Raw genomic sequence first — 16860 nt, forward strand, 5'->3', positions numbered from 1 at the left:
CTGGCAGAGCATAAGCAGAGGCATCGCCGTTTGGCTTGGACGTTTGTGGGTTTAACCTGGCCGGCGGTTTTTGCGGGGCAAAAGCAGACTGGTGGGTTATACCCGCTCAAGAATGGCGGCAATCCCTTGCCCACCGCCGATGCACATGGTGACCAGGGCATAGCGTCCGCCACTGCGTTGCAACTCGTGGATCGCCTTGATCGCAATCACTGCGCCGGTCGCGCCCACCGGGTGCCCGAGGGAGATGCCCGAACCATTTATATTGACCTTGTCCGGGTCAAACTCCAGTTGCTGCGCCACGGCACAGGCCTGTGCGGCAAAGGCTTCATTCGACTCGATTACATCAATGTCCTGGATGTTCAAACCGGCGCGCTTCAGGGCCAGGCGGGTCGCCGGCACCGGGCCAAGGCCCATGTAATCCGGGTCAACGCCGGCATGGGCATACGCGACCAGGCGTGCGAGAGGCGGCAGGTTGTGTTGCTGGATCGCGACAGCGTCTGCCAGCACCACCGCGGCTGCGCCATCGTTGAGACTTGATGCGTTGCCGGCGGTGACCGTTCCGTCTTTCTGAAAGACTGGTTGCATCCGACACAGCTGTTCGAGGTCGATGTTGACGCGCACGTTTTCATCTGTGTCGAAGAGCGTCGTCTGGCGCTTAATTTGCACGTCGACCGGAACGATCTGCGCCTCGAAGCGGCCTTCGCTGATGGCGCGAGCAGCGCGCTCCTGGCTTTGCAGGGCCAGGCGGTCCTGCATGTCGCGGGTGATGCCGTAGCGCTTGGCGATATTTTCGGCGGTCACGCCCATGTGAGTTCGCTTCCACGGGTCATGCAGGATGCCATTCATGTAGTCCACGGCCTGGCTATCACCCAGACGGCTGCCCCAGCGGAGGTTGGGCAGCAGGTACGGTCCACGGCTCATGGACTCCGCACCACCGGCAACGGCCAGGGCAAAATCCCCCAGTAAGATACCTTGTGCGGCACTCACTATCGCTTGCAGCCCGGAACCACATAGGCGGTTGACGTTGAAGGCTGGGGTTTCCTGGGGCATCCCGGCACCGATGGCCGCGACTCTGGAGAGATAGGCATCACGTGGCTCGGTGGGCACTACATTGCCCATGACAACATGGCCGATAGGCTCGCCATCGATCCCGGCATGGGCCAAGGCGCCTTTGACGGCGACGGTAGCTAGGTCAACCAGGGGCACATCTTTCAGGCTGCCGCCAAAACTGCCGATGGCGGTGCGCGCGGTGCCAACGAAAAACACATCTTTGTGGGCCATGGAAGGCTCCCGTTTTGAGAGGTAAAAGTTGAAGGAGGTTCGTCGCAGCTAGGGCCGCGGTGGCCAGGTCATCTGTGTTTGAACACGGGCGCACGTTTTTCGACGAAGGCGGCCATGCCTTCCTTCTGGTCGGCGGTGGCAAAGATCGAATGGAACACGCGGCGCTCGAAGCGCACGCCCTCACTGAGGCTCGACTCGAAAGCACGGTTGACACTTTCCTTGACCAGCATGGCCGCCGGCAGGGATTTTTCGGCGATGGCGCTAGCGGCCCTGAGTGTTTCCTCCAACAGCTTGTCGACTGGGAAAACGCGCGCCACCAAGCCTGCCCGCTCGGCCTCTTCGGCGCCCATGTGGCGTCCGGACAGGCACATTTCCATTGCCTTGGCTTTGCCGATGGCGCGGGTCAGACGCTGTGTACCGCCAATACCCGGCAACACACCCAAGGTTATTTCCGGTAACCCGAAGCGCGCATTGTCGGCCGCATAGATGAAATCGCACATCACGGCAAGCTCGCAGCCGCCGCCCAGGGCATAGCCGGCCACGGCAGCGATCAGCGGCTTGCGGCGGCTGGCGATGCGGTCGGCGGCCGAGAAGAAATCATCGAGAAACACCTGAGGGTAGGTGAACTCGGCCATTTCCTTGATATCGGCGCCGGCGGCAAAGGCCTTGATGGAGCCTGTGATGACCATACAGCCGACCGCCGGGTCGTTCTCCAGTTGATCCAGGGCCAGGTTAAGCTCGGTGATCACCTGGGTGTTAATGGCATTGAGTGATTGGGGGCGGTTCAACGTGATCAGACCGACGCGCTCATGGACTTCCAGCAGCAGGGTTTCAAACGGCATGGCTCAGACTCCGAAAGGTTTGCATTAACGGCCAGGCGATGGCTGCATTTTTCAAGCGGCCATTCGAGCAAGGTTGCGTTGGGTATGGGCTTTGGCCTAGCTTAGCCAGTGCGCCTGGGCCCTTGAAATAACCCGATCCGCCGAATAGTTTGCATATCACGCCATATCAGCCGTCAGCATAGGAGCGCAGCAGGTGGACCATCCCGTGGATAACACCTTGCCCATGACTTTCGTTCAAGGCTTGCTGCAAGGGGCGTTGAACATCTGCAGCGAGGCAGATATCCGTGGATTCGTCGGTGCTGCGGGCATTGCCGGACATTTGCTTGAGGCACCGGGTGCGCGGGTGACTTACGACCAGTTTGTGCGTTTGTATCAGCAGGTCGCGCTGGGTACCGATGATGAAGTGATGGGGCAGTTTTCCAGGCGCATGCGCAGCGGCACGCTCAAGTACTTGTGTGCGAGCCTGCTGGATGCTCGTTCACTGAGTAATGCGATGTACCGCTTTACGCGATTCTGGAATTTATTGCTGGACGACTATTGTTTTGGCTACTACGAGCGCGACGGCCAGATGGTGATCTCGCTGGAGGCCCGTGATCCCGCCGCCAACGCCCAGCGCTGGGGGCACGAACTGATGATGAAACTCGTGCACGGCGTGGCCTCCTGGTTGGTAGGCCAGGAAATTCCGCTGCACAGCGTGGCGTTCTCCTTCGCTACGCCGGTGTATGCATCGGAATACATGCATATGTTTCCTGGCCCTGTCCGTTTCGAGCAGCCGTGCACGGCGTTGTCGTTCGATGCCGCGTGGGGCGCAATGCAGTTTCGCCGCAGCAAGGCCGAGTTACTGCCGTTCCTGCGCGAAGCGCCGCGCTACTGGCTGTTCACCACGTTGAAGGAGCGCCTGGTGGCACAACAGGTGCGGCAATACCTGTTGGCCCATCTCAAACAGGCTGACACCATCCAGGGCGCGGCCTCGGCGCTGTTGCTGTCGACCCGCACGCTGACGCGTCGGCTCAAGGAGGAAGGAACCAGTTACCAGATGGTCAAGGATGCGTTGCGCCGGGACATCGCCGTACAACAACTGATTCATACCGACCTCTCCATCATGCAGATTGCCTTGGGCTTGGGGTTTGATTCCACGGCGGTGTTTCACCGTGCCTTTCGTGGTTGGACCGGTAGCACACCCGGTGCATATCGGCGTCCAGGCGCAGACCTACAAACGTACAATCCAATTCCGGCGCCAGCCGATAAAGTCAGCTCCACATGACGGCTGACCCAGGCCGTCATCGCGACGGAGCAAGGTTATGACCCCTTTTCTGAGTTTGATCATTCGCCCTCATCGCAAGCGCAGCGACGGTGTTTACCTGCTGCTGGCGCTCCTGACGGGAGGCTTCTTTGGCGGCGTCATGGGGCTCAAGATTTCACTCGCGGCAGGGCTGGCGATTGGGGTGTTCTCCACGCTGGTGCTCTACACGATGTGGCGCTCGCCGGACTAGCCAGCCCTCATACCGCTTAGCCCCAAGACAGACGTAATACGCGCGGTCGTCTCCATGCAGCCGCGTGAGGGCAAGTCGCGCCTGCTCGTCACTAAAAACAATAAATACCCCAACCAAGGGGTGGAGTTGAATGATGACCCTGAAGACCGTCCAGCTCGACGATAAATACACGCTTACCCAAGGGCGTATTTTCATCACCGGCACCCAGGCCCTGGTTCGATTGTCCATGACCCAGCGTCAACGTGATCAGCAAGCGGGCCATCACACGGCTGGCTACATCTCCGGCTATCGGGGCTCGCCCCTGGGCGGCCTGGATGATCAGTTGGGCAAGGCGAAAAAACACCTTGAGCAGCACCACACCTTGTTTGTCCCAGGCATCAACGAAGATCTGGCGGCCACCACCATCTGGGGGGCGCAGCAGGCGCACCTGAGCGGTGAGGGCAAGTATGACGGTGTGTTCGGCATGTGGTACGGCAAGGGGCCCGGCGTTGACCGCACCGGTGATGCGTTCCGGCATGCGAACCTCGCGGGCACCGCGCAGTTGGGCGGGGTGCTGGTGCTGATGGGCGATGACCATACCTGCGAATCGTCCAGTACCTGTCACCAGAGCGAATTTGCCATGGTCGACGCCATGATTCCGGTACTCAGCCCGTCCGGCGTCCAGGAAATCCTCGACTTCGGCCTGATCGGTTGGGCGTTGTCTCGCTATAGCGGCTGCTGGGTCGGCATCAAATGCGTCAAGGACACCGTGGAGGCCACGGCGACCATTGACGTCGACATCAACCGCGTGAAAATCCAAATCCCCCAGGATTTTGCCCTGCCGCCCGACGGCCTCAATATCCGCCAGCCCGATACCCCACACGCACAGGAAGCGCGGCTGCACCGCTACAAGCTGAATGCGGTGCGCGCCTTTGCCCGTGACAACGCGCTGGACCGCGTAGTCATTGATGCCCCTGGCGCTACGCTTGGCGTGATCACCCACGGCAAGAGCTACCTGGATGTACTGCAAGCACTTGACGACCTGAACCTCAGCGAACAGGCCGCCGCTGTCATGGGCTTGCGCATTTACAAGGTCGGGATGGTCTGGCCTCTGGAACCCAAAGGCGCGCTACGTTTTGCCGAGGGCCTGAACAAAATCCTGGTGGTGGAGGAGAAGCGCAGCCTGCTCGAATTCCAGCTCAAGGAGCAGTTCTACGGCCGCGCCGGCGCCCCGGTCATTGTCGGCAAACTGGATGAGGCGGGCCAGACGCTGTTCCAGTCGGAAATGGCCCTTGACTCCAACCAGATCGCTATCGCCCTGGGCGAACGCCTGCTCGAACTGGGTAGCAACTCCAGCCTGCGTCTGCGCATTGAAGAGCTGCGTGCCTACCAAGTGGTCAAGGGCGACACCGAGTTGCTGGCACGCAGTTATTACTTCTGCAGCGGCTGCCCGCACAGCTCGTCCACGGTGCTGCCGGAAGGCAGCAAAGGCTACGCCGGTATTGGCTGCCACTGGATGGCGCAGTCCATGGACCGCTCCACCTTGGGCTACACCCACATGGGCGGCGAAGGCATGGTGTGGGTCGGCGAGGCGCCGTTTTCCAAGCGCAAGCACATGTTCCAGAACATCGGCGATGGCACCTATTTCCACTCCGGGTATCTGGGCATACGCGCCGCCGTTTCCGCCGGCACCAACATCACCTTCAAGATTCTGTTCAACGACGCCGTGGCCATGACCGGCGGGCAGAAACACGATGGCGCATTGACCGTGCCGGCCATCGCTCATCAAGTCAGTGCCGAAGGGGTCAAGCGCATCGTGGTGGTCAGCGATGAGCCCCACAAATACCCGCTGGAGACCGCCTGGCCCGCCGGCGTGACCTTCCATCACCGTGACGAACTCGACAACGTCCAGCGCGAGATCCGCGAGGTGCAAGGCACGTCGGTGCTGATCTACGACCAGACCTGCGCAGCGGAAAAGCGTCGGCGCCGCAAGCGCGGTACTTTCCCCGACCCGGCCAAACGCATCGTGATCAACGACCTGGTGTGTGAAGGCTGTGGTGACTGTGGCGTGAAGTCCAACTGCGTGTCAGTGCAGCCGGTGGAAACCGAGTTTGGTCGCAAGCGTGCGATTGATCAGTCTTCCTGCAATAAAGACTATTCCTGCGTCAACGGCTTCTGCCCAAGCTTTGTCACCGTTGTTGGCGGCAGCCTGAGCAAGCCGGAGGCGGCCGTGCAGGGGCAGGCGGTACCGTTGCTGCCGGAACCGATGCGGCCGAGTATCGATGATCGGGTCTACAGCATTTTAGTCGCGGGCATGGGCGGCACTGGGGTCGTCACCATTGGCGCCATTTTGGGCATGGCTGCGCACCTTGAAGGGCGCGGCTGTGGCTTGCTCGATATGGCGGGCCTGGCCCAGAAGGGGGGATCGGTGTGGAGCCATCTGCGCTTCGGCCCCGACCCGCAGTCAATCAAGACCATCCGTATCGCCGCCGGTGGCGCCGACCTGGTGCTGGGCTGCGACCTGATTGTGGCGGGCAACACCAAGACCCTCGCGGCAACGCGCCATGGCAGCACCTACGTCTTGGCCAACACCCAGGAAACCATGCCGGGTGCCTTTACTCGCAATGCCGATATGCAATACCCCACCCAAGCGCTGCGGCGCAATATCGTCGAGGCAGTGGGCCAGGATCATGCCGAGTTCGTAGATTGCGGTCGCATCGCCACAGCGCTGTTGGGCGATAGCATCGCCGCCAACATGTTCATGCTCGGGTTTGCTTACCAGCGCGGGCTGATTCCTATCTCTGCGACTTCAATCGAATCGGCCATCGAACTCAATGGCGCGGCCAAAAAGATGAACACAGAAGCCTTCCGTTGGGGGCGCCAGGCAGCGGTCAACCCACAAGCCGTCGAGCAATTGCTGGAGTCCAAGGCTGCCGGCCAGGGTGTGCGTATTTCACCGGAGCCCGTCAAGACACTGGATGAGGTGATCGCTGTCCGTCAGCAGTTCCTTACCGAGTATCAGAACAGTGCCTACGCCCAACGCTACAGCGCCTTGATCGAACAGGTACGTAACGCAGAACAACGGCTCGGCACTGGACGTAGCGAACTGGCCCAGGCCGTTGCCAAGTACTACTTCAAATTGCTGGCGATCAAGGATGAGTACGAAGTCGCACGCCTGCATGTAGAAAGCGGTTTCCTTGACCGCATCTCCCAGCAGTTTGAAGGCGACTACAAACTGGTGTTCAACCTGGCCCCACCGCTGTTTGCCAAACGCGCGCCTGATACCGGACTGCCGAAGAAAAGCGAATTTGGCCCCTGGATCGTGCCGGTGTTCCGCCTGCTCGCCAAGCTGCGTGGGCTACGGGGGACTGCGCTGGATGTGTTCGGCTACTCCGTCGAGCGCCGTCAGGAGCGCGCACTGATCCAACGCTACGAGGCGGTGATTGCTGAGGTATTGCCGCTGCTGGAGGACGGTGGCGCGCATTACGACACGCTGCTGGAGCTGGTTTCGCTACCCGAGCAGATCCGCGGTTATGGGCACGTTCGCGCCAAAGCCATGGCGTTGGCCAGGCAGCGCGAAAGCGTTTTGCTGGATGTGTTGCGCGGTCGTGTGATCGCGCTGAAAAAAGTGGCTTGAGTCACCCAGGTCGCACCGATTATCAATGGAGGATAAAACCATGAACTCACTGATCAAACCGCCCGTTATCGCCGCCCGTATGGACGATGTCGCGCCGTTTCATGTGATTGATATCCTGACCCGCGCCAAGCGGCTGGAGGCGGAAGGGCGCGACATTGTGCACATGGAGGTCGGCGAGCCCGACTTCCCGACCCCACCCGCCATCATTGCTGCCGGCCAAGCGGCCCTGGCCAACGGCAAGACCACCTACACCCCAGCGCTGGGGATTCCCGAGCTGCGGCAGGCGATCGCCGATTACTACTTGCGGCGCTATGGCGTCACGGTGCCGGCGGCACGCATCGTGGTGACGGCGGGCGCTTCGGGTGGGCTGTTACTCGCACTGGCCTGCCTGGCCGAACCGGGCAAGGAATGGTTGCTGACCGATCCTGGATACCCGTGCAACCGCAATTTCGTGCGCATCTTTGAGGGCGTGCCTACCTCGATTCCGGTGGGCGAAGCGCATAACTTCCAGCCCACCCTGGCTGACCTTGAAGCCCATTGGAATGATTCGACCGCCGGCGCGCTGTTTGCCTCACCGGCCAACCCTACGGGCACCATGCTCAGCCTCGAACAGGTCCGTACGTTCGCAGAGTTTATCCGCGCCAAGGGCGGACATTTTATTCTCGATGAGATCTACCAGGGCCTCACCTACGACCAGGAGTCCACCACCGCACTGCAGTGCTGCGAGGGCGTCTGGATCGTGCAAAGCTTCTCCAAATACTTCCAGATGACCGGCTGGCGCCTGGGCTGGCTGGTGGTACCCGAAGGCTATACACGGCACATCGAAAAGCTCGCGCAAAACCTGTTCCTGTCGCCATCGGCACCGGCCCAGTACGCGGCGCTGGCAGCCTTTAAACCCGAAACCCTCGACTTGCTGGAGACGCGTCGCATGGAGTTCCAGCGCCGTCGCGACTTCCTTTCTGCCGAGTTGGCAAGGTTGGGCTTTCGTGTGGTGGCCAAGCCGGAAGGCGCGTTTTACATCTATGCCGACTGTTCAGCATTCACCACCGACAGCTTTGCATTCGCCATGACGCTGCTCGAAGAGGCTGGGGTGGCAACGGGGCCAGGTTTGGATTTTGGGATCAATCAACCGGAGCGCTATATCCGCTTCTCCTACACGACCAGTATTGAAAGGCTCAAAGAAGCGGTTAGTCGTATGGAGCAGTTTCTGCAGGTGCGCCATGCTCTGGGAAAAGCCAACGGGAAGGGGCAATCCCAAAACTGCGCGTGAAGTGCCGGGACATATGGCTCTGGTCGAAGAAGCCCGCATCGACCGCGGCTTTGGACAAGGTCTGCCCGGCTTGTACCAATAGTTTTACGCGGCTTAGCCGGCGTGCGGTGATGTAGCGATGGGGGCTGGTACCGTAGAACACCCGAAAATCCTTTGACAGGCTCCAGCGGTCGCGCCCCGCGCACTCTGCGAGCTCGTCAAGGGTGATTGGGCGGTCCAGGTTGTCATGAATATAGTCCCGCGCCCTGCGTGCGGCCTCGAAATGATGGGCCGTGGGTGTGCGGGGTTGGCCGGTAACGGCCGCGAGGGTGGTCACGAAGGATAGCAGTGCATCTTCTTCAGACATGGGATCGAGGTCTTGCGCGTGCAAGAGTTCGAATACCGTCGTCGTCAGACGTGGGTCCTGGGATACCGCGGTTTTCAGGAACGGCAACGGTTTGCCCTGGAGGATTTGTTGTACCAGCGCGGGCGGCAAGTACAGGCCCTGATAGCGAAAGCCTGCGTCGGTACCGGCGCGGCCATCATGCTGTTCGTCGGGGTGCACTACCATCACTTCACCAGGGGCGCAAACTTTGGCCTCACCTCGGTAATTGAAGCGGTGCGCGCCGTGCAGCGTGATGCCGATCGCGTAGGTATCGTGCTGGTGCGTGTTGAACGCATGGGTGCCAAAAAACGCTTCGAGTCTCTCTATGGGGGAGGTCTGCGGCGCGTGTCTGACCCAGTCTTTTGTCTGCATCGGGAGCGGCTACTCAGTGATTTCCCGCAGAGTACGTCTGCACTGGGGGCCGTGGCTTGCACGTTTGTGGTTGGACTATCGTTGTCGATTGCCGCCCGTTGTCGCAAACCGACTGCGATAAGCGGCTGGCGTCGATCCCACTTGCTGGCGAAACAATCGCGTAAAGGAACTGGCGTTCTGATAACCGACTTGATTGGCAATCTCCTCGATGCTCAGATCGCCGCTCTCGAGCAGGGTCATGGAGATCTCAATACGCAGATTTTGCAGGTAGGCGAGGGGCGTTGTCCCCAGCACGCTGTTGAAGTGACGGATCAGCGTACGCACGCTGACTGACAGCGCAGAAGCAAGCTCAGGCAGGCTTATGTCCTCGGCAAAGTGCTTGAGCAGCCAGTGCTGTGCCTTGGCGACCATGGTGTCGCTGTGCACGGTTTCCATCTGCAGGGGCAGATAAGGCAGTTGAGTGGTCTGGCTGGTGTCGATAAGCATCGTTTTGGCGGTCAGGGTCGCGGTATTCGCGCCACAGAAATGCTCAACCATCCTGACCCCTTGCAGCAGATACGAGGCATTGGCGCCGGCACACCACAGGCGGTCTTCCTCAGTCACCATCGAGCGCAATTGCAGGTTCACCGTGGGGTGGCGCTCGCGAAACAGCCGCTCCAGCCACCAGGTGGTAGTGGCCTGGCGGCCCTGCAATAAGCCTGTTTCGGCAAGCAGGAAGGTACCCGTGCAATTAGCGGCCAGCACCGCGCCCTCGCGCCATTGCGCCTTGAGCCACTCTAACTGCGGAGCGGCGGATTCGAGCATCTGTTCGAAAGCGTCATGCCCGGCGTAGTACAGCCCCGGAATAAAGATCATATCGACCTTCTCTTGCGGCAGTGGGGTGGCAATGTTCAACGCCAATCCATTGCATGCCGTGACGGGCTTACCCTTGTTCGACACGAACTGCCAGGAAAAAGGCCGGGCAATGGCTTTACCGGTCTTATGTTGCTGGCGACTGAGGTGCGCATTGGTGACATGGAACACGTCGGCGATGCCGGCGAGGCTGGAGGCATAACAGCCATCGAGAGCAAGAATGGCGACGCGTACCGGGGTGATTTTCATAATGGCAAATTACGCATAAAAATAGTCATTAATGCCAATTTAGCACCGCGATCCGCTTCCGTACAGTGAGCTCATCAGCCATTGACCGGAGCTTTCATGAACGTACTGATTGTCCACGCGCACAACGAACCGCAGTCATTCAACACGGCCATGTTCAACCTCGCTGTGGAGGTGTTGAGCGGGCAGGGGCATGAGGTGGACGTGTCTGATTTATACGCGATGAACTTCAACCCTGTCGCCAGCGCCAGCGACTTTGGCCAGCGCGCCAACAGCGAGCACCTGGTCTACGCCCTGGAGCAGCGCAACGGTTACACCACTGGCACCCTCGCGCCGGACATCCTCGCTGAACTGGAGAAGATCAAGCGCGCCGACCTGATCATCTTCAACTTCCCGATCTACTGGTTCAGCATGCCGGCGATCATGAAGGGCTGGTTCGACCGCGTGTTCATCTCGGGGTACTGCTATGGCGGTGCACGCATTTATGACCGCGGCGGCTTGAAGGATAAAAAAGCCATGCTCGCGTTCTCCCTGGGCGGGCAGGACCATATGTTTGGTCCGGGCGCTGTGCACGGTGAGCTGGAAATCCTGTTGCAGCCCATCCAGCGCGGTGTGCTGGGCTATGTCGGTCTTACGGTGCTGCCGCCATTTGTGGCCTTCCATGTGCCCTATATCAGCCAGGCGGCGCGTGAGGACTACCTGGCGAAGTATCGCGAGCATCTGTTGACCCTGGATCAGCGTGCCGCGCTCGAGTTTCCGTCGCTTGACGACTACGACGAAATCCTGCGCCCAAAACCTTCGACGGCTCACGCGTGAAGGTCTGCGAGGTCGATATGACAGCTGCTTTAAACACAGATGCAGGCGTTCAAGTCGAACGCCAAGGGCTCATTGGTTTCATCACGTTGAATCGTCCTGAGACGGGCAACAGTGTGGATCTGGGCATGGGGCTGGCGCTGAGAGATGCGGTGCGCTCGTTGGTAGTGAACCCGCCAAGCGTTGTGGTGCTGCGCAGCAGTGGCGCGCACTTCATGGTGGGGGGCGATGTGCGCCGCTTCGAGGCTTTGTTGAATGTCTCCAACGCGGCGTGCGCCGATGATTTGGAAACCCTGATCAGTGCCGTCAACGAAGCGGTAACCGGGCTGACGCAATTGCCCTGTCCGGTGCTGGCTTTGATCAACGGCGCGGCCGCTGGCTTTGGCCTGTCGCTGGCCTTGGCATGCGACATTCTGGTCGCGGCCGACGATGCAAGCTTCCTGATGGCGTACAGCGCAATTGGCGCAACGCCAGACGGCGGTGCTACCTGGCATCTGCCACGGCAGGTTGGGTTGCATCGGGCCATGGCCATCGCGTTGTTGAACCCGAAACTGAGCGCCGCGGACGCGAAGGCCGCGGGCCTGGTGACTGAAGTGGTGCCTCGCGATGAACTACACACCGCTGGCCTGGCCATCGCCCAGCGTTTGGCCGACGGCCCCGCGGCGGCGCATGGGGGGATCAAACGCTTGCTGCGTAGCGGCCTGGACGCAACCCTGGAAACGGCCTTGGCAGCCGAAAAAGCCACGTTCGTGGCGGTTTCCGCCAGCGCCGACTTTGCAGAGGGCGTCGCCGCGTTCTGCCAGCGACGCAAAACTCAATTTGGTGCTTCTCGTTAATTCTCCAAGAGGTCTTTCATGAACATCGAAAGTTCGGTTTTTTTCATCACGGGTGGTGCTTCAGGGTTAGGCGCTGCCACAGCCAAATGGTTGGTCGAGGCCGGTGCCCAGGTAGTGTTGGCTGATCTCAATACAGCGGCAGGTGAAGCGCTGGCGAATGAACTCGGAACGGCCGCGTTGTTTGTGCATGCGGATACGGTCGACGAACACTCCATGCAGGTCGCTATTGATAAATCGTTGAGCCGTTTCGGTCGGGTGGATGGACTGATCTGCTGCGCCGGCGTTGCGCCTGGGCAGAAGGTGCAGAGTAAAGTGGGGCCGCATGACTTGGAGACCTTTGCACGGGCAATCACGATCAATCTGGTGGGTACGTTTAACGCCATCCGATTGACCGTCGCCGCCATGAGCAACAATGTGCCCAATGGCGATGGCGAGCGCGGGGTGATCATCACGACCGCTTCCGTGGCCGCCTTTGATGGGCAAATCGGTCAGGCGGCCTATGCGGCATCCAAGGCTGGCGTGGTTGGCATGACACTGCCGATTGCCCGCGAGCTGGCACGTGTCGGCATTCGAGTCGTGACCATCGCCCCCGGCATCTTTGAGACGCCGATGCTGCTGGGTCTACCGCCAGCAGTACAGGAGTCCCTAGGCAAAACGGTGCCGTTCCCGTCACGTCTTGGACGCGGTAGCGAGTACGCGCAACTGGTAGCGTCGATCGTGCAGAACCCCATGCTCAACGGCGAGGTGATTCGCCTCGATGGTGCACTGCGCATGGCCGCCCAATAAGGAGTAACGCAAGTTACAGCTTAATGTGAACAGGAAGTTTGAATAAGTTTGGTGACGTTGGGAGTCATTCCAGCGGCACTAAAGTGTGCGTCACAGTCGAAAATAATAAAAAACAGCAATAACAATAAAAATAGCGAAAGGTAGACTAACCATGCATTTCAACTTCGGTACAGTTATGCCCGTACTCTGCGCAGTCGCGGCCCTGGGTATTGTCGGATCGGCTCACGCAGACTTTCTGGGGGACAGTAAATCCACTTTGGAACTGCGTAACTTCTATATGAATCGCGACTTCCGACAGGGCGGCTCGGCGCAAAATAAAGCAGAGGAATGGGCGCAAGGATTTATGTTGCGCTTAGAGTCCGGCTACAGCGAGGGCCCGGTAGGTTTCGGTATTGATGCCATCGGGATGCTGGGGCTGAAACTGGACTCCAGCCCTGATCGGGTTGGCACTGGCCTGCTCAAGACCAATGCGGTCGGGCCAAAGCGTGCCAAGGATGAATATGGCGAGTCTGGCTTTACTGCCAAGGTACGTATCTCCAAGAGCACCTTGAAGCTCGGCACAGTCCAGCCGGTGTTGCCGCCTCTGATGCGCAATGACTCACGCCTTATGCCGCAGACCTTTCGCGGGGCCTGGTTGGCCAGTAACGAGATCGAGGGTTTAAACCTTGACCTGGGCCGTCTTGATCGGGTCAATCAGCGCGACTCCTCGGACAATGAAGTGATGACGGTCTTCAATGGCGGCAAGCGCAATATAGTGCTGGGAAGTGCCAAAACCAGTGATGAATTTCTGTTTGGCGGAGGTCGTTATCAATGGACCCCGATACTGTTCACCAGTTATTACTACGGTGGTCTTGATGGCATCTACAAACAACACTTGATCAATCTGGTGCACCAATTGCCGTTGGGGGGTGGGCAAAGCCTTAAGTCCGATATCCGATTTGCACACTCGGGTGCCGATGGCGGAAGTAACGTGGACAACGATGCTCTGGGCGCCTTGTTTACCTACAAAATGCTTGGCCACAGCTTCAGCGCCGGCTACCAGCACCTCAGCGGTCGCACCGGTTTCGCCTACGTCAATGGCGCGGACGATGCTTTGCTCAACCAGGTACAGATCAACGACTTTGGCAACCGCGATGAGCATTCATGGCAGGTGCGCTACGACTATGACTTCGCCGCGTTGGGCATTCCCGGGTTGACCCTGATGACCCGCTATCTCTCGGGTGACAACGTGGACCGCGGGGCGGGGCTGAGCGAAGGCAGAACCTGGGAGCGCAACACGGATCTGGGGTATGTCATTCAGAGCGGACCACTGAAAAACCTGGCGTTGAAGCTGCGTAACGCCACCACCCGCAGCAACTTCCTGAGTGATCTGGATGAGAACCGCCTGATCGTCAGCTACAGCTTGCCACTCTGGTAGGCCCGAAATAATCGCAGCCTGGCGCACACCCGCAGGGAATTACTGGCTTGGCAAGATTGGCATAAAAAACGTCAGTTTTGCCAATGTGCCAGCGCTGTCGACTCTCGTACTGTGCATACAGGCACAGCAGTACTTCAATGTTGAGACAGACACGATGAACACAATAAAAAGAAGTTATTCGCGTGGCGCGGTTCATATTCCGTTGATAGAGAAAACCCTGGGAGATTTCTTTGACGACGTGGTCGCGCGATTTCCCGATAATGAGGCGCTTGTATCGTGTCATCAGAATATCCGGCTTAGCTATTCTCAACTTCAAGCTGAAGTAAACCAACTGGCGAGTGCCCTGATTGCGTTGTCACTGGCGCCGGGCGATCGTGTGGCCATCTGGGCAAACAACAGCGCCGAATGGTTGATAACCCAACTGGCGACGGCCAAGGTCGGGATCATCCTGGTCAACTTCAATCCAGCCTACAAAACCATGGAACTTGAGTACGCGTTGAACAAGGCGGGCTGCAAGGCATTGATCACCCTGTCGGCATTCAAGACCACCGATTACCTGCAAGTGATCAGAACGATTGCCCCGGAAATCAACACCTGCGCGCCTGGGCAGCTCAGTGCTGCGAGGCTGCCCGCGTTGCATACGGTGATCCACCTGGGCGAGGAGCAAGTGCCCGGTTTTATGCGCTTTCGCGATCTGATGAGCCTGGGGGATGCCTTGGACGAGCGCGTCCCGCGTGTCGCGGCGACGCTGAAGAACACTGATGCGATCAACATCCAGTTCACCAGCGGCACCACGGGCTCGCCTAAGGGCGCAGCGCTGACCCATCGCGGCATTCTGAATAATGGATTTTTCCTCGGCGAGGGCATGAGCCTCACGGCCACTGACCGTCTGTGCATTCCCGTGCCGTTGTTTCACTGCTTTGGGATGGTGGTTGGCAACCTGGCGGCATTGAGCCATGCCAGCACCATTGTCTACCCAAACGATACGTTTGACCCGGTGCGCACCCTTGAGGCAGTACAGAATGAGCGCTGCACCGCCCTGCACGGTGTGCCAACGATGTTCATCACCGAACTCGACCACCCCCGCTTTCACGAATTCGACCTGTCCACCTTGCGCACCGGCATCATGGCCGGCACGGCGTGCCCGATTGAGGTAATGCGCCGGGTTCAGCGCGACATGCATATGCGCGATGTCACTATTGCCTACGGCATGACCGAGACCAGCCCCGCCAGCTATCAAAGCACGTGTGAGACACCGCTGGAAAAACGTGTGTCGACCATCGGCAAAGTGCATCCCCATCTGGAAGCCAAGGTGGTCCACCCTGAGTCAGGAGATACTGTTCCGACCGGTGTAGTGGGGGAGTTGTGTATTCGCGGTTATTCGCTGATGCAAGGCTACTGGAATGACCCGGAAAAGACCGTTCAAACCATCGACAGCGACGGCTGGATCCACAGCGGCGACCTGGCCACGATGGATGCCGAGGGCTACGTCAGCATCACGGGGCGTATCAAGGATATGGTGATACGCGGCGGCGAAAATATTTCCCCGCGCGAAATCGAGGAGTTCCTGTATCAACACCCGGCCATTCAGGATGCGCAGGTGATCGGTGTGCCGGATGAGAAGTACGGCGAGGAGCTGTGTGTCTGGGTCATCGTGCGCCCAGGCCAGGTGATCAACGAAGACGAAATACGCGAGTTCTGCAGCAGCCAGATCGCTCGTTACAAAATCCCACGCTACATACGCTTCGTAGACGGCTTTCCGATGACGCTCTCCGGCAAGGTACAGAAGTTCAGGATGCGCGAAATCATGGAAGAAGAGCTTGCGTTGGCTGTGTGCTAGAGCGTTGCTGACATTCAATGATGCGCCAATTCAGAGGCGCCACCGATAAGGAGTGAAACATGGCATGGCAGATTGAAGTGATGGAGGGGTGTGCGGTTGTGCGCATGAATACTAACAAGGTCAATGTGCAGAACGACACCTTCTTCAAGGACCTGCATGATGCCTTCGATCGGCTCGAAACCGAGTTCAGCGAGTTGCCGGTGATTCTAACCGGGCAGGGCAATGCCTTTTCAGCCGGTATCGACTTCAAGTACAGCTTTGATGTATTTGGCAGCCAGAACAAAGAGCGAATCCGCCAGTGGTACGCCGAATACCGCGCGACCAACCTGCGTATTTTCCAGTACCCGCGCCCCACGGTGGCAGCGATCAACGGGCATGCCATTGCCGGCGGTCTGATCACGGCTCTGGATTGCGACTTCCGTATCGCTGCGCGCAAAGAGGCCAAGTTCGGCCTCAACGAAGTGCCTATCGGTATTCCGATGCCCGCCGCGTATGTGGAAATCATCAAGTACGCGTTGGGTGATCAGGTCGGCGCGCTGACCACCCTCAAGGGTGAGCTCTATTCGCTGGAGCAGGCCGAGAAGCTCGGGTTCTTCCATGAGGTGGTGGAGGAATCGCAACTGCTGGCCACCGCGATTGCCTATGCGCGCTGCATTACCCCCGATTGCAACGTGGCGTATGCCATGTCCAAGAAGGCCTTGCAGGATTCGGTCATGCAGCAGATTGACCTGCGTACCACGCTGCTCGACCAGGAACTGCCCACCGGCATGAGTGATGAGGGTAATCGCCGGGCCCAGGATAAACGCCGCCGGGAAATCATGGGTGAATAGGA

14 protein-coding genes are annotated in these 16860 nt (G+C 59.2%); 10 read left to right on the forward strand and 4 right to left on the reverse strand.

The features are described 5' to 3' along the window. Positions 1–96: 96 nt before the first annotated feature. A complete protein-coding gene (gene bktB, locus AC07OT_RS00295) occupies positions 97–1281 on the reverse strand; it encodes a beta-ketothiolase BktB (protein ID WP_495102521.1) in 1185 nt (394 codons plus the stop codon). 68 nt (positions 1282–1349) lie between these two features. Continuing rightward, positions 1350–2123 carry an enoyl-CoA hydratase gene (locus tag AC07OT_RS00300; RefSeq protein WP_424082629.1) on the reverse strand — a complete coding sequence of 258 codons (774 nt, stop codon included), beginning with the start codon at positions 2121–2123 and terminating at the stop codon, positions 1350–1352. Positions 2124–2346: 223 nt separating this feature from the next. Here AC07OT_RS00300 and AC07OT_RS00305 point away from each other — a divergent pair, with 223 nt between their 5' ends. From AC07OT_RS00305 to AC07OT_RS00320, 4 genes are all read left to right on the forward strand, one after another. Then, on the forward strand, positions 2347–3387 hold the full coding sequence (locus tag AC07OT_RS00305; protein WP_495107071.1) for an AraC family transcriptional regulator: 1041 nt from the start codon (positions 2347–2349) through the stop codon (positions 3385–3387). A gap of 37 nt (positions 3388–3424) precedes the next feature. Continuing rightward, a complete protein-coding gene (locus AC07OT_RS00310; protein ID WP_424082632.1) occupies positions 3425–3616 on the forward strand; it encodes a hypothetical protein in 192 nt (63 codons plus the stop codon). 133 nt (positions 3617–3749) lie between these two features. Further along, positions 3750–7232 (forward strand): indolepyruvate ferredoxin oxidoreductase family protein, encoded by a 3483-nt coding sequence (locus AC07OT_RS00315; RefSeq protein ID WP_495107072.1) that lies wholly within the window; start codon positions 3750–3752, stop codon positions 7230–7232. 40 nt (positions 7233–7272) lie between these two features. Continuing rightward, the gene (locus AC07OT_RS00320) at positions 7273–8502 is read left to right on the forward strand and encodes a pyridoxal phosphate-dependent aminotransferase (RefSeq protein ID WP_495102524.1); all 1230 of its coding nucleotides are present in this window, start codon (positions 7273–7275) and stop codon (positions 8500–8502) included. Here AC07OT_RS00320 and AC07OT_RS00325 read toward each other — a convergent pair. Beyond that, a complete protein-coding gene (locus AC07OT_RS00325) occupies positions 8420–9238 on the reverse strand; it encodes an AraC family transcriptional regulator (protein WP_495102525.1) in 819 nt (272 codons plus the stop codon). The two genes, AC07OT_RS00320 and AC07OT_RS00325, sit on opposite strands and share 83 nt — an antisense overlap. A 75-nt stretch (positions 9239–9313) precedes the next feature. Beyond that, complete coding sequence (locus AC07OT_RS00330) at positions 9314–10339, reverse strand: GlxA family transcriptional regulator (protein WP_424082639.1); 1026 nt, start codon at positions 10337–10339, stop codon at positions 9314–9316. Between the two features lie 96 nt (positions 10340–10435). Here AC07OT_RS00330 and AC07OT_RS00335 point away from each other — a divergent pair, with 96 nt between their 5' ends. From AC07OT_RS00335 to AC07OT_RS00360, 6 genes are all read left to right on the forward strand, one after another. Next, positions 10436–11152 (forward strand): NAD(P)H-dependent oxidoreductase, encoded by a 717-nt coding sequence (locus AC07OT_RS00335; protein WP_106803944.1) that lies wholly within the window; start codon positions 10436–10438, stop codon positions 11150–11152. A 17-nt stretch (positions 11153–11169) separates the two neighbouring features. Beyond that, on the forward strand, positions 11170–11985 hold the full coding sequence (locus AC07OT_RS00340; RefSeq protein ID WP_495107073.1) for an enoyl-CoA hydratase/isomerase family protein: 816 nt from the start codon (positions 11170–11172) through the stop codon (positions 11983–11985). An 18-nt stretch (positions 11986–12003) separates the two neighbouring features. After that, positions 12004–12771: an SDR family NAD(P)-dependent oxidoreductase gene (locus AC07OT_RS00345; RefSeq protein ID WP_495107074.1), complete on the forward strand. Its 768-nt coding sequence runs from the start codon at positions 12004–12006 to the stop codon at positions 12769–12771. Positions 12772–12946: 175 nt separating this feature from the next. After that, positions 12947–14188, forward strand: coding sequence for an OprD family porin (locus AC07OT_RS00350; RefSeq protein ID WP_495107075.1), 1242 nt, complete (start codon positions 12947–12949; stop codon positions 14186–14188). 154 nt (positions 14189–14342) lie between these two features. Then, on the forward strand, positions 14343–16028 hold the full coding sequence (locus tag AC07OT_RS00355; RefSeq protein WP_495093860.1) for an AMP-binding protein: 1686 nt from the start codon (positions 14343–14345) through the stop codon (positions 16026–16028). Between the two features lie 59 nt (positions 16029–16087). Then, on the forward strand, positions 16088–16858 hold the full coding sequence (locus AC07OT_RS00360; RefSeq protein ID WP_495102529.1) for an enoyl-CoA hydratase/isomerase family protein: 771 nt from the start codon (positions 16088–16090) through the stop codon (positions 16856–16858). Positions 16859–16860: the final 2 nt, after the last annotated feature.

It is taken from the genome of Pseudomonas sp. GW821-FHT09C10 (assembly GCF_059418085.1).

Bases quoted from the DNA above. Each gene is read 5' to 3' on its own strand.
- bktB (WP_495102521.1), bottom strand. From the start codon at position 1,281: ATGGCCCACAAAGATGTGTTTTTCGTTGGCACCGCGCGCACCGCCATC.
- AC07OT_RS00300 (WP_424082629.1), bottom strand. From the start codon at position 2,123: ATGCCGTTTGAAACCCTGCTGCTGGAAGTCCATGAGCGCGTCGGTCTG.
- AC07OT_RS00305 (WP_495107071.1), top strand. From the start codon at position 2,347: ATGACTTTCGTTCAAGGCTTGCTGCAAGGGGCGTTGAACATCTGCAGC.
- AC07OT_RS00310 (WP_424082632.1), top strand. From the start codon at position 3,425: ATGACCCCTTTTCTGAGTTTGATCATTCGCCCTCATCGCAAGCGCAGC.
- AC07OT_RS00315 (WP_495107072.1), top strand. From the start codon at position 3,750: ATGACCCTGAAGACCGTCCAGCTCGACGATAAATACACGCTTACCCAA.
- AC07OT_RS00320 (WP_495102524.1), top strand. From the start codon at position 7,273: ATGAACTCACTGATCAAACCGCCCGTTATCGCCGCCCGTATGGACGAT.
- AC07OT_RS00325 (WP_495102525.1), bottom strand. From the start codon at position 9,238: ATGCAGACAAAAGACTGGGTCAGACACGCGCCGCAGACCTCCCCCATA.
- AC07OT_RS00330 (WP_424082639.1), bottom strand. From the start codon at position 10,339: ATGAAAATCACCCCGGTACGCGTCGCCATTCTTGCTCTCGATGGCTGT.
- AC07OT_RS00335 (WP_106803944.1), top strand. From the start codon at position 10,436: ATGAACGTACTGATTGTCCACGCGCACAACGAACCGCAGTCATTCAAC.
- AC07OT_RS00340 (WP_495107073.1), top strand. From the start codon at position 11,170: ATGACAGCTGCTTTAAACACAGATGCAGGCGTTCAAGTCGAACGCCAA.
- AC07OT_RS00345 (WP_495107074.1), top strand. From the start codon at position 12,004: ATGAACATCGAAAGTTCGGTTTTTTTCATCACGGGTGGTGCTTCAGGG.
- AC07OT_RS00350 (WP_495107075.1), top strand. From the start codon at position 12,947: ATGCCCGTACTCTGCGCAGTCGCGGCCCTGGGTATTGTCGGATCGGCT.
- AC07OT_RS00355 (WP_495093860.1), top strand. From the start codon at position 14,343: ATGAACACAATAAAAAGAAGTTATTCGCGTGGCGCGGTTCATATTCCG.
- AC07OT_RS00360 (WP_495102529.1), top strand. From the start codon at position 16,088: ATGGCATGGCAGATTGAAGTGATGGAGGGGTGTGCGGTTGTGCGCATG.